Below are 25,006 nucleotides of genomic sequence, written 5' to 3'. Positions count from 1 at the left end.
GCGTAATCTGTAGATGTGCTGCTAGCGCTGCATGGGTTGCACTTAATCATTCACGCCAGATTAGCCGCATCAGATTAACCACGTTAGAAAGTCACGCCACCTATAAAGTATTGCATCAGTGTTTATAGGTGGAATGATTTTTATAGGTAAACACACATGCAAAAAATAGTCATAGTGGGAGGCGGCGCAGGTGGACTTGAATTAGCCAGCCGTTTAAGTCGCAAGCTTGGCAGTAAAAAGAAAGCTGATATTACGCTGGTAGATCGAAGCCGAACCCATGTTTGGAAGCCGCTGTTACATGAAGTGGCTGCTGGTGTTATTGATAAGCATTCTGACGGGGTAGATTACGCCATTCACGCGGCATCACATCATTATCGCTTCCAGTTAGGAGAAATGTGCTCAATAGATGCCGCAGCAAAAACACTCACACTCTCACCGCTTATAGATGAAGAGGGGCATGAGGTGCTTCCCAAGCGCCAGGTTGAATACGACCAGCTTGTTATGGCAATCGGGAGCGTAAGCAATGATTTTGGTACGCCAGGTGTAGCAAAACACTGCTACCTGCTTGATTCATTGGCACAGGCCGAGCGCTTTCATCGCGCCCTGTTAAATCAACTAATTCGTGTAAACCAACAAGAAGGCCCTAATTCAGATAAAAACGCGCATATTAACGTTGCCATTGTGGGTGCTGGTGCTACAGGCACAGAGCTAGCGGCGCAGCTTCACCATGTGGCCAATCTGTCAAAGGCCTACGGCATGCCGGACATGTCCGCTTCGAGACTTAAGATTACTATTATTGAGGCTGGAGAACGCATACTTCCCGCATTGCCGACGCGCATTGCCAATACGGCTCGTAAGGCATTAAACGACTTAGGCGTTGTTATTAAAGAACAAACAACGGTAGCAGAGGCAGATTGCGATGGGCTTATCACCAAAGACGGTTCCCGTATCGACGCTGACTTAATGGTGTGGGCGGCAGGGGTTAAAGCGCCAGATTTTGTTACCAGCATGGGGCTGTTTGAAACCAATAAAGCGAATCAAATTCTTGTTGATGAGCAGCTTCGAAGCACCACAGAAAAAACGATTTGGGTACTGGGCGACTGCTGTGGTTTTCAGCAGGATAATGGAAAGTGGGTACCGCCTCGGGCGCAGTCCGCTCACCAGATGGCAGACATTGTAGCTCATAATATTTGTGCCCTAGTTAATGGCAAAACAACAAAGCCTTTTGTTTATCAGGATTACGGTTCGTTAGTACATTTGAGTAAATACAGCACGGTAGGCAGTTTGATGGGTTCGTTGTCGAACGGCAGTATGTTTATTGAGGGCCGACTGGCCAAGCTAGTGTATGTGTCGCTGTATAACATGCACCAGTTTGCCGTTCACGGAAAGGTGAAAGGGGTGCTCAAGCTGCTGGTTAAAAAATTGAGCCACGCCATGAGCCCAAAACTTAAGCTTCATTAGGCGTTGCCTTTTTGCTAATAAAGGAGAGCGCGTTAATAACAGAAAGCTCGCTGATAAAAGAAGCCCGCATACCGGCTGTTGCTAAAGCATCGAACCGGTACGCGGGCTGTTTATTCTGCTTGTTTTCACTTGTGGCGAACTTACTTATCACAAGCTTATTTGTGCTTATTGCTTAACGCCTTCCACGTGCAGCTCTAGTTCTACCGTTTGCGATGCCGGACCTAGGTCGTAATCAATGCCGAAGTCTTTCAGTGCAATAACCGTCGTTCCCATGAACCCAGCGCGGTAACCGCCCCATGGATCTTTACCTTCGCCAATTTTTTTCGCGTTGATGGTAATAGGCTTGGTGACACCATGAAACGTAAAGTCGCCCATTACGTCCATCATACCGTCGCCTTTTTCAACAATTTTAGTGCTTACGAACTTTGCGGACGGATACTCTTCAACGTCTAGAAAGTCGTCGCTTTTTAAATGCTTATCGCGTTCAGCGTGATTAGAATCGATGCTGTCGGTGGTAATATTTACCATTATATTTGCATCGCTCGGCTTTTCGTCGTCATAGCTAAATGTGCCTTCAAAATCATTGAAGCGACCGGTAAGCCAAGAATAACCCAAATGCTGAATTTTAAAGTTGATTGACGCGTGTGCGCCTTTACTATCGATTACGTAATCTGCTGCTTGAACAGAGCTCATCGATAATGCGGCTGCTAGTGCCAGTGTTAACTTCTTCATGGTATCTCCTTTCATTGAATTTTAGCGAAGCCGTAACATCTGCTTCAGCGTGTCGTCTTTATTGAAAAAATGATGTTTTAGCGCTGCTACTGCGTGTAGTGAGGCAGTAACAATAAGCGTCCATGCCAAATAGAAATGAACGTCGCCCGCGATATCCTCTTGATTCTCAATGAGCTCTCCAATAGCAGGTACTGCAAACCAGTTAAAAACGTCAATCGCTCTACCGTCGGCGGTTGAAATTAGGTAACCAGAGGTGAACATACTCAACAGCAGCGCATATAAGAGAAGATGTCCGACTTGACTTGCGCGCTTTTCAAGCTGGTTTCCATGGGCAATTGGCCGAGTGCTAATCAAGCGAAATACTATGCGTGCCAGCGTTAAGGCTAAAAGAATGAGGCCTGCGCTTTTGTGCCAGTGGGGCGCGGTTTTGTACCAGTCGCTGTAGTAAGTGAGATCGACCATCCACAGCCCAGATGCAAACATACTAGCTACTGCCAGTGCGGTAGTCCAATGGATAAGTAAAATAATTCGCGGCCATCTCGTGTTCATAGTGCATCCATCTCTGATGATAACTTCAGCTTATAGCCTAACCTTAAGAATGAAAATTTCTAAAAATTCGATAATTCATTCTTTTTTTTAGAATCTAATCTGAAAGACACTCGTAAGTCGTGACTTAATCAATCATATCTCTGCTAGGCTAAAATGCGGTCCTGAAAATGAAGCGCTAAGACATACGACTCTTTAAACGTAAGTCGTGCTACAAAAGTTTAATAGCGGCTACGTGTTTATTTACGAAATTTGGCTCGATTTTGGCTGCACTACTGGGGAATAACGAAAATTAGAACACGGTTAGGACAATAATGTCGTTTAGAAATGAGGTAAGAACATGAGCAAAACGCCGCTCCCCACTAATGTGGTGACAAAAGCGTTCACGTGGGCAACTCAAGAATTAGGCCTAAATGTTACGCAGGTTTCTGAAATACTAGGAATTTCTACGCAAACCCTAGCAAAGAATACCTTAAATGGATTCGAAAACAGCGCACCAGCTTACAGAAAGCAGCTGTCATTTATCCGTATGTATTATTTACTCAGTGCCATGTCAAAAGGAAACACTGAACGAATACACTCATGGTTTTATAGTTATAATATAGCGTTTGGATCAACTCCGTCGGATACATGTTCGCAGTATGACGGGCTAGAGCGTATATCCGACTACCTTCGTTCGTTAAAGCAAAGCGATGCGGAAGAGCAATTTTCGCCCATTTTATCAAAACATAAACAGGGTGATGGCTCGGCGCTGCAAAAGACTACGATGCACTAATATTTAGCGCATGCTTGTCGTTAATAGTAAAAATAAAGTCAGCGCAACGCTGAGGCTGCGTTACGGGGATCATATGACCCGCCTCTCCAATAATTTCTGATACAGAACCCGCGATAAGACTTTTTACAGGACGTATATGCATATCAGGCGCTAAAATAGCGTCTTGTTCACCATATAATACGCCAACGGGGCAGGTTATACGGTTATAGGATGTGTGTTGGCGACCTAAGCTAGCTTGCGCTGCCACAGTATCACGACTTCCCTCGTAAAAAGACTTTGAATGCAGAGCTAGCGCCCCACCTTCATGTTTTGCGAAACTTTTTGGGACTGCTTCAGGGTGAAAAATCTGCGATATGTGTTTGCTGCCAAATTTTACTCTAAACGGGCTAGCGATAGTTTTAGATATGCTCTTACGTAGAAAGTTGTTAGGTATGTAAAGAATGGAAAGCGGACCTGCGCCTTTCAACAGCTGGGTGGTGAGTGGACACAGCAGCGAAACAGCATTAATGCGCTCGGGGGCATCAAGCGCCATGCGCAGTGCAATTCCGCCACCCATGGAGTGGCCAACAAGGTAAGCACTTTTGATACCGACCTTGTCCATCCATTCACGTATCATGCTGCTTTGTTTTTCAAATGATGCTGATGTAGACGTTTTGCGGATAGAAAACCCATTTCCTGGTCTATCAATACTGTAAACGGTGTAGCGAGTTGCTAGTATTGATGCAAGCTTCGAGAAATTAGCACTATTGCCTAACAGACCATGAATAAGCACCAGTGCGGGACCACTTCCCTGCTTTTGCCAGTGAATTGTGCCACCCTCTACGGGAGTCAGCTTGCCTGGTGCAAAGAAGTTTTGTTCAATCTTTTTATCAATCTTAGTGGTGAACCAAACAAGTAAGGCAAGGATAAAAACAATGATAAGCAATGCAATGAGCATAAGTGTTCCGATACAGAATAGATTAACAAACGTATAGGTTTCTTGAAACAGCGTCAATAACGTAATCGCATGTTCGTGTGAAAGGACATAGCGTTTGAGAAATGTATGGTTTGAGAAATGCGTATTGATGAAAAAAAGAAAGCGGCGAAACGCTCATTACAAAAGTCATCAAGAAGCCCGTTAAGTAGGTTATAGGAAGGTTAATGGAACGGAAAATAACGTCGTCAATATCAATTGATGAAAGCGAAATAGAGATGCAGGCTATTCGCGCACAGGGCGCGGGTGGTCAAAATGTGAATAAAGTAAGTAGCGCCATTCATTTGCGCTTTGATATACGGGCATCATCGCTGCCGAATTCCCTCAAAGAGTGTTTGCTTTCTGCAAAAGACAAGCGAATCACTACCGACGGCGTTCTTGTATTAAAGGCGCAAAATTACAGAACGCAGGAACAAAACAGAGAAGATGCGATTACTCGACTGATAGGGTGGATTAAAGCAGCGACGATTAAGCAAAAACCAAGAAAACCCACGCGAGTGAGTCGCGCTGCGAAAGCGCGAAGAGTCGACGCAAAAAAATTACGAGGTGCGAAAAAATCTTTGCGTGGAAAAGTGGAAGTTTAGGAGTAAATAAACTAAAGTATAAGCCTCAACATTTGTCATTCCGCAAGACAACGGAAAATTCTAATAAATATAACTAGATGTGTCTTGTGTGCTGGGGTGTAGTGCCTAACAGCGCATCTAATCGATGTGTGCTCACTCTCAATATCGGAAATTAGGAAAGCAGAAAAAGTGACTCGTTCAGAAGTTATCCCAATGGTGCTGTTTGCAGCTATTGTTTTTTGTCTTGGTATGAATACTCCCCAAGCAGCAAACGAAATCATTGCGCGATTATTTAATCAATCAATCACAAATAGTGAATTACAGCCTTCTGAGGCAGACGTAGAACGTTTCCAATCTATGCTAACGGATAAGTCTGAAAAAGAAGTACGTCACTTACTTGCCCAGCGTGCACTAGGTAGTAAGATTACTGAATCGGTGTTAGCTGACTTTGCGCGCAAAAATGAGATTACTCCTGAAGACAGTGAAATTCAGTCAGCCTATTCGGTAATCAAGCTTTGGACCGTCGATTTGAATAATATGGGTGAATACCCTGAAGAAGAGCTTGAGCGTTATCGCATGGCCTTAGCGCAAAGCATGGCTAAAAGCTGGAAAGTGTCTAAAGCACTTTATGAGTCTTATGGAGGTGATGTGGTTTTTCAGCAAGACAATCCACTTACCCCCGTTGGCGCATATCAACAGCTTTTCGAGCAATACCGCGAGAAGGGTGAATTCGTTATCTACGACCCAATATTTAAAGCGGCATTTTGGAGTTCGGTTCGCATGAAATACGCGAAGACTCAAGAGCCAGACAATATCGACTTTTCTTTTCCGTGGTGGGAAAGAAGCATGAGTGCCTCTGAAGGCGGTGAAAGCAACTAAAAGACCCACCTTTTCATCATATGCTATGTAAAATACACTGTGTGAAAAGGTGGATGTGTAGATTAATTTTCAAATTACTCATTAATTAATCTACATAGCCATCTCACTCAGATGACTATTTAGCTCAGGTAGCTATTCAGTTTAAGTAGCTATCGACTTCACGCTCTGCTTCATCGCGATTTTTGCCGTATGCTTGCTGTACTTTGCCAATTAATTCTTCTCTGCGACCATCAATTTTGTCTAGGTCGTTGTCGGTAAGTTTGCCCCATTTCTGTTGCACTTTACCTTTCATTTCTTTCCAATTACCTTCGATACGATCACTGTTCATAACGTTTTCTCCTTGTCATAATGAATAAAAGCATTTGTTGGTTTTTGAAGTTGACCAAAGTTGCTTACTCAATAGTAAGGGTGCAATTCACAGTCCAATATATAAGGCATTGAAATTTAGAGTTATTAATAATCTTGGATTGCATGGTGTATTATCATTTGTGCAGTAATTACAAGCGTCTGAAAATTCTGCATGAACAGCGAGTGTTCGCTTACCCTGCTTTTAAACTATTTACAAACGCTTCGCTATCTTGTTGCTTTTCTATCTTGTGCTGATCTTCACTACGACCTTTTTTCCAGTAACTACTGATATAAAGCTGCTCGTGAGGCAGTTTTTTCTCGTCCTTTAGCCAACGTCTTATATTTCGCATATCGCTGAATTCACAGGCTATCCATACGGCAGGTAAGCCTTTGTGCCACGAAAGTGAAGCCAGAACTTCAGGCAAAGGTAATTTTGTTTCCCATACAATCTCAACGTCATCCGGTTTATGTATGTTGACGATATCACCCTCACTTTCAACGGCAATAACTGCATAGCCTTTTGTATTTGTAGGCAGCGCAGCAAGGTGATTCTTTATACTTGGCAAGGCCGTCATATCTCCTGCAAGTAAAACCCACTGGTAGGTTTCGCTTAATCCTTTACTGGTTCCTGGGCCTGCCAGCAGTATGGTATCGCCAAGTTTGGCAGAGCTTGCCCATGCTGATGCCGGACCCGTTGCACCATTACTGGCGTGTAGCACCATATCAATGGTCATTTCAGGTATCGATGGGTTGAAGCTATTTACCGTGTAAGTGCGCATTGCAACTTGGCTTCTATCGACCACAGCCGTAAGCGGCTGCCCTTCAAGGTCAAACATCAACTTAACGTAAGCTCCTGGAGTTGTTGACGGAAAAGTACGAAGTGCTTCGCCGCCTAGATGAATTCGTTGCACAGAAGGGGAAATACGGCTTGTTTTGATCACTTCAGCAAGACGCGGACTTGGGCTTGGCATCATGGTATCCTCAATTTGACATTGATCATCTTAATTGTTAATGATTATTATTAATATGTGCAAATTGCGGACAATAAACTTGATTCAATTCGACTTTTTAGAAAGCACTAAAAAAGAAAACAAATAGAAAAAAAGAGAAAGTAAAAACAGGAAAGGAAGAAAAGAAAAAGGGGCATAATGCCCCCTTAAAAACACAATATCACTTGGAAAACACATACACACTACATAAAACCGAACACTCAACGACTTCATGTATAAGTAAGAGGGCAAAGTTTAGAAAAGGTTCCACATTTTTTTAACTTTATTTCCCAAAACACATCATTAGGTCAATATTTGTTGTTGGTACGCCAAAAAGAAACGTGTTTAGTGGACTGCTGATTGTCTTATTCTATGGAGCGTTAGCAAAACGATCCATGAAATAAGTGCCATTAATATACTGGCTGCTGCAAATGGCAGTGCAATGTTAATTTGATAGAGTGTTGCAGCAAGGGGCGGGCCTACAATATATCCCATTGCTGTTGTTGCGGTAATTAAACCGGTAATTGATGACTGTTGTGACGGTGAGCAATAGGTTGTCGCGGCCGCCGCAAGAGACGGGTAGGCCATGCCCATGCCAATTCCCATAATTGCCATACCCAGATAAGAGACGGTAAAACTTTGCTGTAAATACAGTACGAGGTAGGCCAATGAAAGAAGTGGTAAGGCTATCGACATCATACTTTCTTTGCTTATGCGAGCTTTTTGCACCACAGTAAACTGCACGGTGAGTGAGGTTACTGCGCTCATCATCATCGAAAAACCCACTAATTGCGCGGCTTCAACAGGGCTTTTGGCATAAAAATCGATAAAGAAAAAACCCATGGTTTGCTGCATCATTGCCATTGCTGCAAACACGCACACGCAGCTAGCAACAAAAACATAGGGTAAACGTGTTGGATTATCTTGTGCTATTTTTTGCGATTCAGTATTTATTTCTGAAGATTGCGGCGGTAATACAGGTAGCTTAAAAACGACTAAAATCAGTGCTAACATTGTTAGAATGACGATGCTGTAAAGCGGGGCGAGAAGTCCAAAACCCACAAGCAGCCCCGCATAGGCAGGCCCTATAATTTGACCGACATTACTGGCCGAGGTGACTTTGCTGATGGCGCTTACACGGCCTGTAGGTGAGCTAATTGCCACTGCATAGCCAACGGCAGATGGAGGCGTCGCTGACATAATAGTAGATTGTAGGCTACGGCTAATAAGTAGCGCTAAAAAGAGATTAGTTCCGCTGATAATACCGGAAAAGCCTGCCATCCACGCACTAGCAAAAGCGAAGGTTCCTGCACTGTATCCTGCAAGCCCAACAATGAGGATGCGCTTGAACCCAGCTCGCCTCGCTATTTTGCTCCACACATTGGTGCCAATAGCAAAGATCAGCGCCGAGCTAGACATTATTGTAGCGATATGAAATTCAGACAGATTAGCCTCTCGCCCCATCGACGGCAATGTGGCAAGCATGACGCTTTGCCCCACTGACGTAGCAAGGAGCGCACAAAACAGAACTCTGAATACGACTGCAGATGAGGGCTGTGACGATGATGGCGACGGCAAAAGAGAGGGTACCTAATAAGAGTATATACCCTGCCATGGTATCACGAAGTCATAGCGTTACTTTATCAAGGGCAAAAAAATACCCGCCAAAGGCGGGCAAAAATCAGAGTTGTTTAAAGACCGGGATGGGTCTTGGTGGGGAGAGGGTAGCCGTCATGTGACAACTCATTGATAGTGCACGGGTACATACCAACGTCCTCGCTATGGTTTCGATGACGTAACAAATTCTTCAACGAAACCAAATAAGTTACAATCCTTTGCTAGATAAGACATCAATGTCGATACTTTCGATAAGGGTACCGAGAAAGTTTAATTAACATCCTTATTAAATAATCTTTTTGCATCCTGCTCAGTTTTTCTGAGTTATTCCCAACTCAACCGCATATCGATAAGTAGCATAACAGACAGTCAGTGTCCTAAAGCGTGGCTCAGTTCAATCCCTTTATCCTTAGTAGATAAAATCCTTTAATCGTGACAGTTGTCTACCCACTCAACCTGCTTTAACGCAATATGGACTCTCCGTTTCAAAAGCCATCCTAGCTTCACATTACGTTATCACCTTATCCGTTAGTATAGTTTATGCTTTAACTGTGCCATCTTTGATTATCTTTTTAAGAATCCTATCTCTCTGTTTTGTAGGCTTTTTTTATTTTTTGCGCGCTCTTTGTCAATTTCCAAATAAAAAGCGGAAGCGGCGAGTGTAAATTTTTCTTAATGTGTGAAGTTTTTTACATACTAAGGTGTATATTGAACCACTCTATTTCGACCCCCTTCTTTAGCAAGGTAAAGCGCTTGATCTGCTTTTTCAAAAATTGAGGTTGCGGTTGATGCCTCTGATACTTGCAAAACGCCAGCCGAAAAAGTGAGATTAAATTGATGGCCAAACTCGGCGGTAGCTCGGGCTGCCAGTGTTTGCTGCAGACGTACTAAATGTTTAATCACATCAGTGACCGAAAGTGTGTTAAAAATCAATAAAAACTCCTCACCGCCTATACGGCCAATGTGGCATAAGTGGCCTACTGATTTTTCCACCTCATCTGAAAATAAAATTAATGTTTCATCGCCGCGTTGATGACCATAGTTATCATTAATTGATTTGAAATGGTCGATATCAACCATGACGACAACAAGGTTTAGTGCTTTGTTATTTATGTTTATCCTATGTTCGAGTATCTCGATAATCTTTCTTCTGTTGAAAAGCCGGGTAAGGCTATCGGTACTTGCAAGCTTTTCGAGAGTGTATTGATACCTTACTTTTTTTCTGTAGAAGAGTAATAAGGTTAACGCTAACAAAACGAGCAGTGCACTACTTATACCCAAAAGAAGATTGCGCTGCTGACTAGTGGATAGTGCTTTTGCTTGAGAAGCTGTGACGGCCTTAAGCTCGGAGTTCTCTTTCTCTGCTTTGTCTAATTCAAATAGCGTTTTTATGATGTCTGAGCGTGTCGAGTTTTGTTGCAGTATATAGTTTGCTTTCAACTCGACAAGCCGGCTCAATGTATTAAAAGCGCTCTTATAGTTTCCTTGGGCTTTATACAGGCTCGCTTCAAGTGTAAAAAAGCGTATGCGCTGCTCCAATTGAGCGCTTTCAAGCCCGTTATTTTGCAGTTCAGCAAGTAGGTCGATGCCTTCTTGATAATGTCTTTGTTTATACTTAGCGTTTGCCATCCCCAAATAAGCTTCAAAAAAAAGCGCGCCTGTAAACCCCTCAGGTAAATGCACAAGTGCCTGTGAAAAAAGTTGGAGTGCTTCAACGAGCGACTTGTCTGTACCAAGACCCACTAATACCCTTGCGTTTAAAACAAGTGAATTAGCGATTAGACTCTGATCGTCAATTATATTGCCAATGCGGTAGGCATTATCGATTGCGGCCAAAGCGTCGTCCATATTGTTCAATTTAAATTGGGAGTAAGCTACATCATAAGATAAATGTCCTTGGTTAATGATATTTTGCTTTTTGCTGGCAAATGCCAAAGACTCTTCTAAGTAACGCAGCGCAGATAGGTGGTCTTCTTGTTGCTGATACATCCCGCCAATCAGCCCAGCGATGTGTGCCGCAGGCACTTGTGTTTTTTCGGTGCTCGCCAAGTTGTAAGCTTCAAAGTAACTGTCCAGCGATAATTCAATCTGGGACATTGATTTTAAGACTGTGCCCATAGTCATTAATGTACCAATTTTCAATTGAGTTATGCCGTTGTTCTGCGACCATTTCAATACGTCTCTCAGTATTGCAAGAGCAGAGCGTTCGTCACCTTTTGATGAGAGCAGCTTTGCTTTTAATAATTTCGCTCTGTTTTCCAGTAATGGGCCGGTGTGAGGACTAGTTAAACAACGTTGAAGAAACGTTTCGGCTTTATCTAAACGGCCTATTTTTTCGTGCCCTAATGCGCTGACATAGAGCCATTCCGGCATTTTGCTACTCATGGGCTTAGATCTTATTAGTATATCTAGCCTTGCTAGCTCTTTTTCAGGCGCTTGGTGGAGCGCTTTTATACTTTTAATGACATCGTCATTAGGCGCACTTAAATAGTTTTGGTCTTTATTCTCTTCCTCTGCGAAAGAGGCAAAGCTTACGAATACGGCGATGACTATCAAAGCCGTTGTGAGATAAGTCCATAATTGCATAAAACCTGTCTTTACTATCCATAATAAGAATTCTAAGTATAGCTGATACTGAAGCAGTTCAAGGAGGGTTGCAATTTACCTAAAATATAAGAAGTATCTTATTAATGTAAAGTGACGAACTCATGATATTCAAGTATGTAGAAAAGAGAGCGGCAAATGAGCCGCCCTTTTAAAAATTAATTTGCTAAGGTTGGTATGCCTTAGCCCAAGTCTTTATAAGCTAGCCGTCAATATTGATAGCTTATGGATACTTGCCATTCGCGCCCTGGATTAGGTACCTTGTCACCAATGGCAACTTCAGATTGCATAACACGATTTACCCCTGCCGTATGTGGCGCATAAAACTTGTCAAACAGGTTGTTTATCTGAGCCGTTAGCTGAACATTTCGGTGAAGCTGCCACTGAGTGGATAAGTGCAGCAAGCCATAGCCTGGTGTGCTGTCCTCGTTTTGTAATGACGAGGTGTGGCTCTGTCTTCCTACTAGCTCAGAGATAACACTCATCGTCATTGGTGTTGTCAACACCAAGGTCTGCCAATCTATGGTGGTTAAAAGGCGTTCAGGGGCTATACGAAATAGGGCATCATCGATATCGTCGCGATTACCGTGTTGTATACTCAATACCGAATTAAGCGAAACCGTATCCGAAAGCTTTCCGCTAATGGTAAGGTCGGCCCCCGTTATCACCGCATCAGTGTTGCTCCACATGAAAGGTGCACGACCAGACATCATGTTGGAAAACATGTTTGCGGCCATGTTCGAAGAGGGTGAGCCTGCAATGTAATTCTCTATGTCTTGATAAAACAGACGGGGTGAGATTTGCCATGATGCCATGGTGTAATCGATGCCTATCTCAAGTTGCCGTGCAGTTTCGTGTTCTAACTCAAGACTGCCAATGTAGTTAAATCCATCCGCAAGCCCGCCAGTAATGCCAAGTGGAAGCCAGGTAAAACGCTCAAAAAACGTGGGTGCTCTATTTTTTTGCGACGCCCCTAGCACAATGTCGGTATTATTGTTTAGATGGTAAAAAACAGATGCCGCAGCATCAATCATATTATAGGTTTTATTTCGCGGCCCACTGTTGAAGTTCTGCGCTAACGAAGCAACGGCCTCATTCATCATAGTCAGGCTCGAGGCAGCGGCATCTGAATCCAAGTTAACCCTGCTGTAACGCAGACCAAGTAGCGTAGAGACAGTACTTGATGAGTAATCCCATTCTGCGAATGCACTGGCGGTGTTGCGGGAACTGCTACTAAAATTATCAATAAAAAACATAGGGTTGTTGGGATTAGAAATAACAGAGTTATTACGGCCCTTATGAAGGTTTACTCCCAGCCGCAGCTCACCGTTTTTCCATGGCGTAACAAAAGTAGTATCGAGCCCTTGTGCCACTGCGTCGGTTGTATTTAAGCGAGCCATGTTGGCCATCATAATCGGACGCTGCGAAAAATTGTCCATAATGTGCTGATTACTGTTTCCAAATACATTGACGGTGAGGTAAGTGTTGGTATCTGCGTTGTAGCGGTAACCTAGGCGATACCATGCAGCATCGATAAATGTAATGTCCATAGCCAGCGCGGGTGTGCCGCTTTCATTCGTATTCAGCCACTGGTAGCTTGCATCAAACTGATGTTGCCCAATTTGGTGCCCTATGCGCAACTTACCGCCATTGCGAAGGTAGTTGCTGTTGGGTATTGCCTCATCGTTTCCAGACTCACGCTCTGTCCGCTGCTGATGCATAAAGGTGCCGCTGAAAAAGCTGTCTTGAGTGGCATAAAATGCATTTCCTTGATACTGCTGAGCAGAGCCAGGTCCCATTGCGCTTGCGCTGATATTGCCTTGAAATCCATCGTCGATTGAAAACAACGCATCAGATGGCGATGCTATGTTGACTTGGCCGCCAAGTGTTTGTACTCCTGCACTTACCGGCACAATGCCGCGGTATAAGGTAGCAACTAACCCTGGCTCAGGCAGCACGTGGGAAAGAGGTGAGTCCATTGCATTGGGGCCTGCTCCAACAATATTGACGCCATCAATCGATATTCCCACCCTGTCGCCAAACAAGCCTCGATACTGAATGAGTGCGGTAACGGGGCCGTTGCGGGCTATCGATAAACCCGGAAGCGTGCTGAGTTGGTCGCCAAAATCTGCATCCACATTAGTTTGCGGTGTAATTGACTCACTTTTCTGAGAGCGTAATGGCGAGCCGATGACGGTAATAATTTCGGTGGATGCTGATGATGATACCGGTGCTATTACCGACTTCGATGCCATTGCCGATGCGGGATCGCTCTTTTCTTGAGAAAGCGCACTGTTTTTATCAAGACTGCGGTGGAGGTTGTTGTTGGCTGCGTAGCTTGAGTACGACAAGCCGATGCTCGCCACAGCAAGCGCAATTGCGGATATTTTCATAATACGTCCAAATAGTAAATAGAGATGATGCTGCTTGGAATCTACAGACTCTGCGTCAGCAATTTTTTAATGAAATGGTGTTATGAAATGGGTGGTGCGCGGCTTAGTGCAGCCGAGTAGGCAAAGGCAGTGTAAGGCTGCTGTTTAAGACGAGTTTCAAGCGCCTTGTAGCGAACAAAAAGAGTGTTGACAGCATCGTATGATACAAAGCTATCACTTGATGGAAGGTCTGCCAGTGTTCCGTTTGTACAATCGATATGTTGCGAGTGATCAAGGGTGTCGGGGGAATTAAGGGTATCTGAAAGTGCTGGAAAGTCGGGAGAATCAAGACTGACATAAACAAATTCGCCTTTCAGTTGAGTTTGGCTCACCGAAATGTAGCGCATGTTCTTGCCGGTACAAATTAGCTCTATGTCTTCGCTTGCAAGTAGTTGCGCCTGTTGCATTGAAAATGCAGCAAGACCCAGTGCCAATGCATTTTGCATTAGCAATGATAAGCACAACAGCGTTGTCAGCGTAAAACGAATAATGTTGTCGTCTCCCCATATGTTTCGGGTATCCTAGCGCTTTTTACAGGAAGCCGTCTACAGGCAAATGATAAAATTGAGCAATCGATAGCTTAGGCCGCAGCCTAAAAAAACAATTTGATGGAGTACAGCAAAAAAGAGCAACTTGAACGTTAGTTTACAAGAGTGCCCCTTTTATTTTTATATTGGCTTTTTGAAGTTTCCGATAAAGTGTTCTCACGCTTACGTCTAAGGCTTCCGCGAGTTCTTCTACACTGCCAGTATAACTACGACAGACCTGCTCCAGATAATGTGCCTCAGCGTGCTCAAGAGTCATGATCTCCTCTTTTGCAAGTGTGCCTGAATTTGCAACGCCGAATGCAGAAGGCCCGTGATGATGGCTAGCGTTAACAGATGTGCTACCAAATGCATTTTTAACGCTATTATCGACAGTATTCACTACGTTATTATTTGGCGTGTTATCCAAAGTAGCGTCAAATATAGACTCGGGAAGATCCTGCTCACGAATTGTTGTTTCGTCAGCAAGCAGCGCCGCCTGCTCAATAATATTTTTTAACTCTCTAATATTGCCGGGAAAGGAATAAGTGGAAAGGCGGCTCAATACCGCTTTGTGAAGGCGTTTCTTCTCTGCTAGCGCCGATAAAATATGCGTAGCTAACATTGGAATGTCGCTAGGGCGCTCTCGTAAGGCCGGCAGTTGAATGGGAAACCCTGCTATCCGGTAGTACAGATCTTGTCTAAACTCGCCACGCTGAACCATTGCTTTTATATTTTTGTGAGACGCGCAAATAAGCCGAAAGTTCGCTTTTTTGACGGTGGTGCTGCCCACTGGGCGGTAGGTTTGAGTTTCGAATAAGCGCAGTAATTTCACCTGCATGGCTAATGGTACGTCACCAATTTCATCAAAAAACAAGGTGCCGCCCTCAGCGGCCTCAACCAACCCTTTTTTACTTGAAGACGCACCAGTGAAGGCGCCTTTTTCGTAGCCAAAGAGTTCACTTTCAAATAACGCATCAGACAATCCCGTACATTCGATGACAACAAAAGGTTTATCAACACGTTGACTTGCAGAATGCAAAGCCTGTGATACGAGCTCTTTTCCCGTCCCAGTTTCACCCTGTAAGAGCACGGCAATGTCAGATTTAGCTGCACGATTAATTTTATTCAGCATGGCTTTAAAGGCGTCAGACTCGCCAATCATTTTACCAGGCGACGGGCTATTCGAGGCAAATGTCAGCTTATCCAGTACTTCTAGGTAGCCTAATAGTTCCCCCGCGCTATCGAATATCGGCCGCATGAGGATGTCGCAATAACTTTGGCCTTCATTGGTGGCGTGAATGTGCACCACACTCGCAGCCCTACCTGTTTTTTTACTTTCCTGCATTGGACAGGCTTCACCGCATTCATTACATGGTTTATTGTTTCGATGAGACACGTGATAGCAGGTGCTGAAACCTAATTTAATATCAACAGGGTAGGTGTCTCGATACGGTTTATTGACGGCTTCAATAACGTAGTTAGGGCTAATAAAAATAGCGGGCTTATCGATGGCGTTAATCATGGCTTGAATAATAGAGATATTCATATCGCACTCACAAAGTACATTAGCTAATCCTAATTTATTATTCCAAATACTATCACGTTGGCACGTTGCTTGTTTATCAAACGCAGTACCTTTGCTGTTAAGGCAGCCTTTTCACCGCTTAATTGCGTTGAAATAGTGCGAAAACACCGAGGAATTAGACAAACAATAGACACTTAAGGTTGGCAAGATGAATCCCTTCTCATTTGACAATATCGCCACAAATCATAGTACTAGCAAAAAAACGTCTCTACGCAAAGCGCTTGTAATCATCAGTGCCTTCGCTTGCACTATAGCCATACTGGCCTCAGGGACGGCAAATGCAACACAGAAACCGGCTTCACCAGACCGTTTAGAAGACATTCGCATGGAAGCCAGAGGTCATGCAAAAGCCCTCGGAGGCGCGCTGAAAGCAAGGCTGCAGCAAGCGATTAAACGCGGTGGGTTAGAGGCCGGCGTAGCAGAGTGTAAACTGGTGGCAGAGCCCATAGCACAGTCGTTAAGTAACGAGGGTTGGACAGTAGGTAGAACCGCATTAAAAGTACGAAACCCCAACAATACCCCAGACGACTGGGAACAAACCCAACTAGCTCACTTTGCTGAGCAGCTATCACAAAAACTGCCAGGCCCTTTAGAAGCAATGCACGTGGATGAGCAGACAGGAGAAGTGCGATATATGAAGGCTATTCAAACTGGCCAAGTATGCACAGCGTGCCATGGCAATAATATCGCGCCCGAGGTTTACCGGACCATCAAAGACGCATACCCCAACGACGAGGCCACCGGATTTGATGTTGGAAGTTTAAGAGGTGCCTTTTCTCTTACCTATTTACCACCCAAGCCACAGGCAGAATAGCTACCCGCATTTATACTCAAAGTGTGTCAAATATGGCATTTAAATGCCATATTTGACATTTTTTATCTTGTCAGTCATTTGCGTTAGATCAAAACCCTTCTTTTTCCTCCATGCAATAATTTTTATCACGGTAAATCAGTTTGCTCGTTGCTTTTACAGCAGGTGAGCTTTGCTGCTAGCTGTTAAATGCATTAAGCCAATTACTTTAACCAACGCCAGATGCGAACTGCGCATCTAAGATACAAGGGAGATGACCCATGAGCGATACGTTAATAGAACTATCGCGGTGGCAATTTGCGTTGACCGCAATGTTCCACTTTATATTTGTACCCCTAACCTTGGGGCTTAGCTTTTTGCTTGCCATTATGGAGTCGGTCTATGTCATGACCGGTAAAGAAATATACAAACAAATGACTCAGTTTTGGGGCAAGTTGTTTGGTATCAATTTCGCTATTGGCGTGGCGACAGGCCTTACCATGGAATTTCAGTTTGGAATGAACTGGTCATATTACTCTCACTACGTGGGTGATATTTTTGGTGCCCCCCTTGCCATCGAAGGATTAATGGCGTTTTTTCTAGAGTCGACCTTTGTGGGTCTCTTTTTCTTTGGTTGGGACAAAATGTCAAAGGTGAAACACCTTATGGCAACGTGGCTGGTAGCCATTGGCTCAAATTTCTCTGCACTGTGGATCCTCATTGCAAACGGCTGGATGCAGTACCCAGTAGGCGCAGAATTTAACTTTGAAGCCATGCGCATGGAAATGACGAGCTTCGCTGAGGTTATTTTCAATCCTGTGGCGCAAGTTAAGTTTGTGCATACGGTTTCAGCAGGATACGTCACCGGCGCTATCTTTGTATTGGCCATTTCTAGTTACTATCTACTCAATCACAAGCATATTGCGTTTGCCCGTCGCTCGTTTGCTATTGCGGCAAGCTTTGGCTTAGCCGCAACCCTATCGGTTATCGTATTAGGTGACGAAAGCGGGTATGAACTTGGCGATGTGCAAAAAGTAAAACTTGCGGCGGTTGAAGCTGAGTATGAAACGCACCCAGCGCCAGCTCCCTTTACTGTATTTGGGTTGCCTAACGACGAAAAGCAAGAGACTGAATATGCCATTCAAATCCCGTGGGCGATGGGCATTATTGCCACTCGCTCTCTCACCGAAGAAGTCACAGGGATAAAAGATCTCAAAGAACAGAATCGAGCGCGTATTTTAGAGGGCATCAAAGCGTATGAATTGCTTGATAGCGTGCGAAGCGGCACGGCAACGGAGCAAGAACTTGCCACGTTTGAAGCGCACAAAGACAGTTTAGGTTACGCCATGCTGCTAGAGCCTTACGCTAACGATGTGACCAACCCGTCTGACTTAGCGTTGCAACAAGCGGTGGACTACAGTATTCCGCCTGTCGCTCCGCTGTTCTGGAGTTTCCGGTTAATGGTGGCGTCTGGTTTTATCATGTTGGCGCTGTTTATCTGTGCCTTTTACTACAGCACAAAACACCGGATTACTCAGCCTCGTTGGCTGTTGAAAGCGTCTTTGTTTAGCTTGCCCCTACCTTGGGTAGCCAGTGAAGCAGGGTGGTTTGTGGCCGAATATGGGCGCCAGCCGTGGTCAATTGCAGAAATATTGCCCGTGCATGCCTCTGTATCTAACCTTGCCGTTAGCGACGTAGTGACCACGATGGTTGCCTACACTGCCTTTTACACGGTGATGTTTATTATCGCTTTTTACCTAATGAAAAAGTTTGCCAAAAAAGGGCCGGTACCACCTGAAGAAACGCAGGGTGAATCTGAACTCGAGTTAATTGATATCGACAATGAAGGAGCAAAAGCATGATTGATTACGAGATGCTTCGCGTCATCTGGTGGTGTTTGGTGGGTGTGCTGCTTATTGGTTTTGCGGTTACCGACGGTTTTGACCTCGGAGTAGGTGCACTGCTAACGCTGATTGGTAAAAATGATAAAGAGCGCCGTGTGATGATTAACACCATAGGCCCTCATTGGGATGGCAATCAGGTGTGGTTTATCACAGCCGGTGGTGCCATTTTCGCTGCATGGCCTATGATTTACGCAACGGCCTTTTCAGGCTTTTACCTAGCCCTCGCGCTTACACTGATTGCACTGTGGATGCGTCCTATTGGATTTGATTACCGCAGTAAGCTACCTAACCCTCAATGGCGTAAGGCCTGGGATTGGGCGTTGTTTGCCGGTGGCATCATTCCATCGCTAATCTTCGGTGTGGCGTTTGGTAACTTGTTATTAGGTGTGCCTTTTGAGATGGACAACACCTTGCGTTCAACCTACACCGGATCTTTCTTTGGCTTGCTTACGCCTTTTGCACTTGTGGCTGGCTTATTGTCAGTAGCCATACTGCTGAATCACGGCGCTACGTGGCTGCAAATGAAAACCGATGGGTTTATTGCAGTTCGTGCGCGCGCCGTATCTATTGTGTTGAGTTTAGTTGGGGTTTTGCTGTTTGTTCTTGCGGGTATTTGGGTGGCCTTCTTAGACGGCTTCGTTATTACCTCGGCAGTGGATACGATAGCCACGTCAAACCCGCTTAAAAAAGAAGTGGCAGTGGAAGCTGGAGCCTGGTTAAACAACTACCGTGATTATCCGCTCACCATTATTGCGCCAGTGTTAGGTGTTGTTGCTGGACTTGCTTGTGCGTTTTTCTCTAAAAGAGGCAACGCAGGGATGGCATTCGTATCGAGTGCGCTGTTTATTGCAGGGGTTATTTTAACCGCGGGAATGTCCATGTTTCCATTTCTAATGCCTAGTATCACCATGCCGAATGCAAGCCTGACCGTATGGGATGCTACCTCAAGTCATCTTACATTAAACGTGATGTTCATTGTTGCATGCATCTTCGTACCCATTGTGCTGAGTTACACGGCGTATAGCTTTTATGTCATGCGTGGTCGCATTAAAAACGACGACTTAGACCAATCTCATACTATTTATTAAGGAGACGATTATGTGGTATTTCGCTTGGATATTGGGTGTTTTGCTAGCGTGTTCGTTTGGCATTATTAATGCCATGTGGTTGGAGTCGACAGAGAATATGGACCGGCCTGAAGACGCAGACTAACTCTGTTTTAGACTGCAGAAATGTAGACCGCATCAATCCAACTAGTTCGGATAAAACAGGCGCAGCCACTTACACAACGATAATGGTGGCTGCACTTATTTTTGAATTGGCTTTTACACGTGCTTTTAGGTAACGCTAAACACACAATACTATTAAACGAGCAAACAGTGACTAAAGAAAAGGTTCCCAACCGACAAACACTGACTTCCTGGTGTAGGCAGCTTGATGAGGCGCATAAGCTTGGTGTGCGTACATCACAAACACGTCTGGTCGTCATTAAGTGTTTGTCGCTTTTTTCTTTGATCATTGGGTTTTATTTTTTCTCTCATATCGCCCATAGCTGGGTAGTTAACAAGGCTTATGGAGCACATTCTCATATTATCGGTCTTGGCCTTGCTTTACTGTTTGCTTGGTTACTGCAAGGGGGGTTTAACCACAAGTCTATAGACACTAAAACCAATATATTAGTAAAACTAGAGAATGCCCTAACGGCGGTTTTTGCCAATCGTCAGCACGCATTGATTCGACAACAAACGGCGTTTTACTGGCAGTCGTTATGGCAAAAGCAATTGCACGACGTAACCGACTGGGCAGTAGAATATAGCGTGCAGCAAACCATCGCAGTAATAGTGCCGCTATTAGCGTTGGCGGTACTATTTTTTGTGAACCCGGTTGTCGGCGTAGGGCTACTGGTTACATTACCGGTGGTGCCTTTGTTTATGATCATTGTAGGCAAAGGGGCAGCTGCACTTCATCAGAAGCACTTTATAGCACTATCCCGTCTTGGCAGTATGTTTACAGATAGGTTGGCGGCACTGCCTATGTTGTCCACCTTTCAAGCTCACGAAAAGCAAACCGAGTTACTCAAAGAGGCAAGTGAAACCCTAAACTTACGCACCATGAAAGTAGTTAGTGTGGCTTTTTTATCTAACAGCGTACTGGATTTTTTCGCCACACTATCTGTGGCGTTAGTGGCTGTTTTCATCGGCTTTACACTACTTAACGAGATAAGTGTTGGCCCTGAAATGACCTTGCAACAGGGGGTGTGGATTTTACTTGTTGTTCCTTTACTGCTAAGTGAAATGAAAAGGTTAGGACAAATCTATCATCAAAAAGCACAGGCCGAATCTGCTATGGAAGCACTTAAACCAATTTGGGCGAGCTCCTTTTGTGATACCGAAACGAAAGACGATGCAGTGGACGCAACGCAAACTACTTCAGTGCATAGTGAAAATGCCAATCGATTTTTTGCAGAAAAATTTGCGGTATTTGATGAACTGGCAGACGCAGAGCAAGTCAATAACGCTATAGTCAGTGCGCAAACCCTGACGCTTAATAAAGGCGACTGCATTTTACTTAGCGGTCGTTCAGGAAGCGGAAAAACCGTACTTTTAGAGGCATTGGCAGGTCAGCGCCGTGCAACACATCAGTGTAAGTGGTCGTCAGTTTGGTTAACTCAGCGCCCTGTTATTTTGCCTAGCAGCGTAAGAGATAACTTGTGTTTATATGACCGATACACAGATAAGCAGTTAATAGCGATGCTAGACAAAGTCGAGCTGTCCCATTGGCTTAAGCAGCTACCCTTTGGTTTAGATACCCTGATGACCGAATATCCGCTACTTTCAGGTGGCGAGGCGCAGCGCTTAAGCATAGCGAGAGCCCTATTGCGCGATAGTCCACTTTGGCTACTCGATGAGCCCACCGCGCACCTTCCCGATAAGCAGCACCATCGAATAGCGCAACTTATCCACCGACTCACTCAGGATAAAACAGTGATATGGGCTTCACATAAAGCGCTGCCAGCCAATTGGTTTTCTGGTTTCTGGCACGTCGAGCATCAACAGGTAATGGATAAAACGCCGTTGAATCATGCTGAAAAGAAAGAGCAGTTAATATGAGTAACGAAAACAGGTCTGCTTACATCACCCTAGCACTCGCTGTGATACACGCTGCCGCGGGGCTCAGTATTTTGGTGATATCCTCATGGTTTATCGCCATCAGTGCCATTGCGCCAGTGGGGTTTAACTACGTTATTCCCGCCGTGGTCATTCGTGGTTTGGCGCTGCTTCGTATCGCATCAGGATATGCCAGTATGTGGGTTGGGCATAAGGATCTGCTAGGTCGAATTGCAGCCGTTAGAATGGATGTTTTCTCACAACTACATAACTGCCAATTAGACGATAAAGCATCGTCAACGGAAGCCTTAGCGCAGCACACCGAAGTGCTTGCTAGCAAATGGATAGCGTGGATTTCCCCCTTATCTAGCGTTCTATTTATTTTTACTGTGACGTGTATAGCTGCGTTATGGACGAGCCTTCCCGGTGCTATCTATCTCGTTATCCTGTACTGCGCATGGATTATTCTGCTTACCCTTCAATGGCTAAGTGCAGTAGCGATAGCGTGTGAAAACACAGAAGCAACAAGCGCATTTAGACGTGCTTCCTCACACTTTTTGGAGGCAAGTCCTATTTGGCATTTGAATAGTAAAAAGAATGTTGAAAATGCCCCAAGCGCAGCGCCTGTGTGGCAGCAGCAGCTCCAGCAGAAGAGAAAGACAATACATACAGTGTGGGTGTTCCAAGGCGTCGCCTTTGTGCTTACGTTGTTGTTGATGGCCGGTATATTGCCGTTTGCAGAGGTCGCCGTTTTTGCTCCTATCGCGCTTATTGTGCCCATGGTGCTATTAGCCGCGCCAGATTGGGCGTCGGCTAGCTTTAATGCGGTAGCAAATGCAGCGCAACATCAACAGAGCAATAATGCGTTAGATAGCTTGAACACATTGCCTTTAAGGCAATTGGCAGAAAAGCCCGTATTAACGTCTTTACAGCTTACGCATTTTGCGGCGAAAGGTCGCAGTACCGTGCCGGTAACCGTCAGTTTACCTGCAAAAGGTGTGGTAGCGATAAGCGGTGCATCTGGCTGCGGGAAGTCATCTCTTTTGCAGGCTATAGCAGGCTTATTACCCGCTACGGCTAACGGTGAACGAAAAGTGGATGGTCACGCCTTACCTAAAGGGCTGGTAAAGCGTTGGCTATATGTAGAGCAAGAACCCATTATCTTATCTGGCAGCCTTAAAATGAATTTAGACCCTGCAGGGTGCGATATTCCGCAAAAAAGCATGTATGAATTATTATCAGCATTAGGCTTGGACACGCTTTTGCCGTTAACAAAGTGGGTTGGAAAATCGGGCAGACAACTATCTGGCGGAGAGCGAAAACGGCTTGCGTTAGCGCGAGCCGTGTTAGCTGATCCAATCGTGTTAATGGTTGATGAACCGTTTGAAGGCCTTGATATTAACACCCAGGAACAGGTGTGCGCTTTACTTGAAAAAGAGGCCCAGCGTAGATTAGTAATCGTAGCCTCTCATGTGTTGCCCACTGCGCTGTCTATTGATAAGCATGTGGTGTTAGAAGAAGCGAATGTAGAAAACATAGGGTTGTATAAGCGCCAGTTGGCGTAAACTGTTTTGCTTTTTTTACGGCCACGTAATGAGAGTTTAATCTTATCTAACCTCAAACGACTCGGTAATTTCCTCTAAGGTTTTCCCCTTAGTTTCAGGGAAGTATTTAACGACCAATATTAAGCTTACTAGGGCAAAAATGCCGTAGGAGAAAAAGGTCGCTGCTGCGCCTAAATTCATTAACTCCCAAGGAAAAACAAGCTGTACTAAAAAGCTGGTGAGTGAATTAATCACGCCCACAAAAGATATGGCGATAGCCCGGGTTTGATTAGGGAATATTTCCGCTAGCATGGCCCACATTACTGGGCCAAGGGATACCGCAAAAGAGGCCACGAAAGCAATGATGCCAAAGAGCACTAAGGGCGCGTTCATAGTAATACTACTGTTAAGAATATGTTGTTGATGGGTGTCATATTCTGCTGTTGTAAGGGTATTTTGCAGACTCTGTTTAAAGGTCACATCTGAGTAGTACACCACATTTTCTATTGAAGTCAGCTTTGTAGCAAGCTGCTGGTCTGTTTGTTGTACTGTTGCAATATCGCTGCTGTCAATTTGATAAGTGGCTTGTTTAAAACCGTAGGCACATACCGTCATACTAATGGCGACACCGCAAAGACCAATAATCAAAAGCGGCTTTCGCCCCCATTTATCTATCGTTAACATTGCCACCACGGTAAAGGCTACGTTAACTAAACCAATCCAGACGGCTTGCATAAAGGCGGCATCGGTACCTACACCACTTTGTTCAAAAATAGTGGGGGCGTAAAAGAAGATGACGTTGATACCGGTAATTTGTTGGGCAATGGCCAGAGTAACGCCAATAAACAATGGGTAGCGCATCGATTTAACGGCGAGAGAGCCTAGACGTTCTCTTAACGACCAGCTCTTTTCTGACAGCGATGAGTAAATGTCATCAAGCTGCATTTTTGCTTCACGAGGGTCGAAAAGCGTTGATATTGACTGCTTGGCTTCGTCGGTTTTTCCTTTCAGCATTAGCCAACGAGGACTTTTGGGTACTAAGAAAAGCAGGGTAAACCAGAGTGCTGCGGGTATAGTTTCTAATCCAAGCATGTAGCGCCATGTGTGGGAGTCTATACCAAGCTCTTTCACCCAAGATAGGTCGCTATTGCTTAGCTGTAAGAAATAGTAATTGCTGAAATATGAGAGGGCAAATCCGAGCACAATGTTAAGTTGGTTCACCGACACCATTTTGCCTCGGTGCTTGGCGGAGCTAATTTCTGAAATATATACTGGTGCAATAATTAACGAGCAAAACGCTATACCGCCAATAAAGCGAGCACTCACCAAAAGCGCATAGTTCGGCGCAAGAGCTGAGCAAATAGCCGAAATAAAATACAGCAGTGCAACAATAATAAGTGACTTACGTCTGCCTATAGCGTCGCTTATTGCACCTGCAAACAGCATGGCAAACAACGCACCAAGAGTGGGAGAACTTACCACAAAGCCCTGCTGCCAGTCGCTTAAGCCAAATTCAACGTCTATGAAACCAATCGCGCCTGAAATTACACTTGCGTCAAAACCAAATATAAAGCCTCCAAGAGAGACTATAAGGGTGTAATACAGCGAGATAGGCACGTTTCTTATCATA

21 protein-coding genes are annotated in these 25,006 nt (G+C 44.7%); 10 read left to right on the top strand and 11 right to left on the bottom strand.

The window, feature by feature from the left end; genetic code table 11:
* The first annotated feature begins 156 nt into the window (after positions 1–156).
* Positions 157–1,461 carry an NAD(P)/FAD-dependent oxidoreductase gene (locus tag ACOJR9_RS17880; protein WP_420934229.1) on the top strand — a complete coding sequence of 435 codons (1,305 nt, stop codon included), beginning with the start codon at positions 157–159 and terminating at the stop codon, positions 1,459–1,461.
* Positions 1,462–1,626: 165 nt separating this feature from the next.
* On the opposite strand, the gene ACOJR9_RS17875 is transcribed toward ACOJR9_RS17880, so the two are convergent.
* Positions 1,627–2,193 (bottom strand): YceI family protein, encoded by a 567-nt coding sequence (locus ACOJR9_RS17875; protein WP_420934228.1) that lies wholly within the window; start codon positions 2,191–2,193, stop codon positions 1,627–1,629.
* A gap of 21 nt (positions 2,194–2,214) precedes the next feature.
* Positions 2,215–2,742, bottom strand: a complete 528-nt coding sequence (locus tag ACOJR9_RS17870; RefSeq protein ID WP_420934227.1) for a cytochrome b — start codon at positions 2,740–2,742, stop codon at positions 2,215–2,217.
* 337 nt (positions 2,743–3,079) lie between these two features.
* Here ACOJR9_RS17870 and ACOJR9_RS17865 point away from each other — a divergent pair, with 337 nt between their 5' ends.
* Positions 3,080–3,514, top strand: a complete 435-nt coding sequence (locus ACOJR9_RS17865) for a hypothetical protein (RefSeq protein WP_420934226.1) — start codon at positions 3,080–3,082, stop codon at positions 3,512–3,514.
* On the opposite strand, the gene ACOJR9_RS17860 is transcribed toward ACOJR9_RS17865, so the two are convergent.
* The gene (locus ACOJR9_RS17860) at positions 3,501–4,451 is read right to left on the bottom strand and encodes an alpha/beta fold hydrolase (RefSeq protein ID WP_420934225.1); all 951 of its coding nucleotides are present in this window, start codon (positions 4,449–4,451) and stop codon (positions 3,501–3,503) included. The two genes, ACOJR9_RS17865 and ACOJR9_RS17860, sit on opposite strands and share 14 nt — an antisense overlap.
* Before the next feature lie 203 nt (positions 4,452–4,654).
* On the opposite strand from ACOJR9_RS17860, the gene arfB reads away from it, so the two are divergent.
* Together arfB and ACOJR9_RS17850 are read left to right on the top strand one after the other, a co-directional pair.
* Positions 4,655–5,071: an alternative ribosome rescue aminoacyl-tRNA hydrolase ArfB gene (arfB, locus tag ACOJR9_RS17855; protein ID WP_420934224.1), complete on the top strand. Its 417-nt coding sequence runs from the start codon at positions 4,655–4,657 to the stop codon at positions 5,069–5,071.
* Between the two features lie 168 nt (positions 5,072–5,239).
* Positions 5,240–5,929 carry a hypothetical protein gene (locus tag ACOJR9_RS17850; RefSeq protein ID WP_420934223.1) on the top strand — a complete coding sequence of 230 codons (690 nt, stop codon included), beginning with the start codon at positions 5,240–5,242 and terminating at the stop codon, positions 5,927–5,929.
* Between the two features lie 136 nt (positions 5,930–6,065).
* Here the strand turns inward: ACOJR9_RS17850 and ACOJR9_RS17845 are convergent, their stop codons facing one another.
* The 7 genes from ACOJR9_RS17845 to ACOJR9_RS17815 form a co-directional block, all read right to left on the bottom strand.
* A complete protein-coding gene (locus ACOJR9_RS17845; protein ID WP_420934222.1) occupies positions 6,066–6,257 on the bottom strand; it encodes a CsbD family protein in 192 nt (63 codons plus the stop codon).
* Between the two features lie 211 nt (positions 6,258–6,468).
* On the bottom strand, positions 6,469–7,251 hold the full coding sequence (locus tag ACOJR9_RS17840; RefSeq protein WP_420934221.1) for a siderophore-interacting protein: 783 nt from the start codon (positions 7,249–7,251) through the stop codon (positions 6,469–6,471).
* Positions 7,252–7,611: 360 nt separating this feature from the next.
* Positions 7,612–8,844 (bottom strand): MFS transporter, encoded by a 1,233-nt coding sequence (locus tag ACOJR9_RS17835; RefSeq protein WP_420934220.1) that lies wholly within the window; start codon positions 8,842–8,844, stop codon positions 7,612–7,614.
* Between the two features lie 735 nt (positions 8,845–9,579).
* The gene (locus tag ACOJR9_RS17830; RefSeq protein ID WP_420934219.1) at positions 9,580–11,469 is read right to left on the bottom strand and encodes a diguanylate cyclase; all 1,890 of its coding nucleotides are present in this window, start codon (positions 11,467–11,469) and stop codon (positions 9,580–9,582) included.
* Between the two features lie 227 nt (positions 11,470–11,696).
* Complete coding sequence (locus ACOJR9_RS17825) at positions 11,697–13,880, bottom strand: TonB-dependent receptor domain-containing protein (protein ID WP_420934218.1); 2,184 nt, start codon at positions 13,878–13,880, stop codon at positions 11,697–11,699.
* 80 nt (positions 13,881–13,960) lie between these two features.
* Positions 13,961–14,365 carry a hypothetical protein gene (locus tag ACOJR9_RS17820; RefSeq protein WP_420934217.1) on the bottom strand — a complete coding sequence of 135 codons (405 nt, stop codon included), beginning with the start codon at positions 14,363–14,365 and terminating at the stop codon, positions 13,961–13,963.
* 199 nt (positions 14,366–14,564) lie between these two features.
* A complete protein-coding gene (locus ACOJR9_RS17815; RefSeq protein ID WP_420936169.1) occupies positions 14,565–15,968 on the bottom strand; it encodes a sigma-54 interaction domain-containing protein in 1,404 nt (467 codons plus the stop codon).
* Positions 15,969–16,179: 211 nt separating this feature from the next.
* Here ACOJR9_RS17815 and ACOJR9_RS17810 point away from each other — a divergent pair, with 211 nt between their 5' ends.
* The 6 genes from ACOJR9_RS17810 (at position 16,180) to ACOJR9_RS17785 (ending at position 23,397) form a co-directional block, all read left to right on the top strand.
* The gene (locus ACOJR9_RS17810; RefSeq protein WP_420934216.1) at positions 16,180–16,845 is read left to right on the top strand and encodes a Tll0287-like domain-containing protein; all 666 of its coding nucleotides are present in this window, start codon (positions 16,180–16,182) and stop codon (positions 16,843–16,845) included.
* 257 nt (positions 16,846–17,102) lie between these two features.
* Positions 17,103–18,683 carry a cytochrome ubiquinol oxidase subunit I gene (locus ACOJR9_RS17805; protein ID WP_420934215.1) on the top strand — a complete coding sequence of 527 codons (1,581 nt, stop codon included), beginning with the start codon at positions 17,103–17,105 and terminating at the stop codon, positions 18,681–18,683.
* Positions 18,680–19,813, top strand: a complete 1,134-nt coding sequence (cydB, locus tag ACOJR9_RS17800) for a cytochrome d ubiquinol oxidase subunit II (protein ID WP_420934214.1) — start codon at positions 18,680–18,682, stop codon at positions 19,811–19,813. The genes ACOJR9_RS17805 and cydB overlap by 4 nt, the downstream gene beginning before the upstream one ends.
* Before the next feature lie 10 nt (positions 19,814–19,823).
* On the top strand, positions 19,824–19,937 hold the full coding sequence (cydX, locus tag ACOJR9_RS17795; protein ID WP_032097673.1) for a cytochrome bd-I oxidase subunit CydX: 114 nt from the start codon (positions 19,824–19,826) through the stop codon (positions 19,935–19,937).
* Between the two features lie 167 nt (positions 19,938–20,104).
* Positions 20,105–21,835, top strand: coding sequence for an ABC transporter ATP-binding protein/permease (locus ACOJR9_RS17790; protein WP_420934213.1), 1,731 nt, complete (start codon positions 20,105–20,107; stop codon positions 21,833–21,835).
* Positions 21,832–23,397, top strand: a complete 1,566-nt coding sequence (locus tag ACOJR9_RS17785) for an ATP-binding cassette domain-containing protein (RefSeq protein WP_420934212.1) — start codon at positions 21,832–21,834, stop codon at positions 23,395–23,397. Before ACOJR9_RS17790 ends, ACOJR9_RS17785 begins: the two co-directional genes overlap by 4 nt.
* Before the next feature lie 42 nt (positions 23,398–23,439).
* Here the strand turns inward: ACOJR9_RS17785 and ACOJR9_RS17780 are convergent, their stop codons facing one another.
* Complete coding sequence (locus tag ACOJR9_RS17780) at positions 23,440–25,005, bottom strand: sugar porter family MFS transporter (protein ID WP_420934211.1); 1,566 nt, start codon at positions 25,003–25,005, stop codon at positions 23,440–23,442.
* Position 25,006: the final 1 nt, after the last annotated feature.

The sequence above is a fragment of the Alteromonas ulvae genome, assembly GCF_048987005.1.
Lineage (GTDB): Bacteria > Pseudomonadota > Gammaproteobacteria > Enterobacterales > Alteromonadaceae > Alteromonas.
Note: the sequence above shows the minus strand (reverse complement) of the source record. Positions and strands in the feature narration are given on the sequence as shown.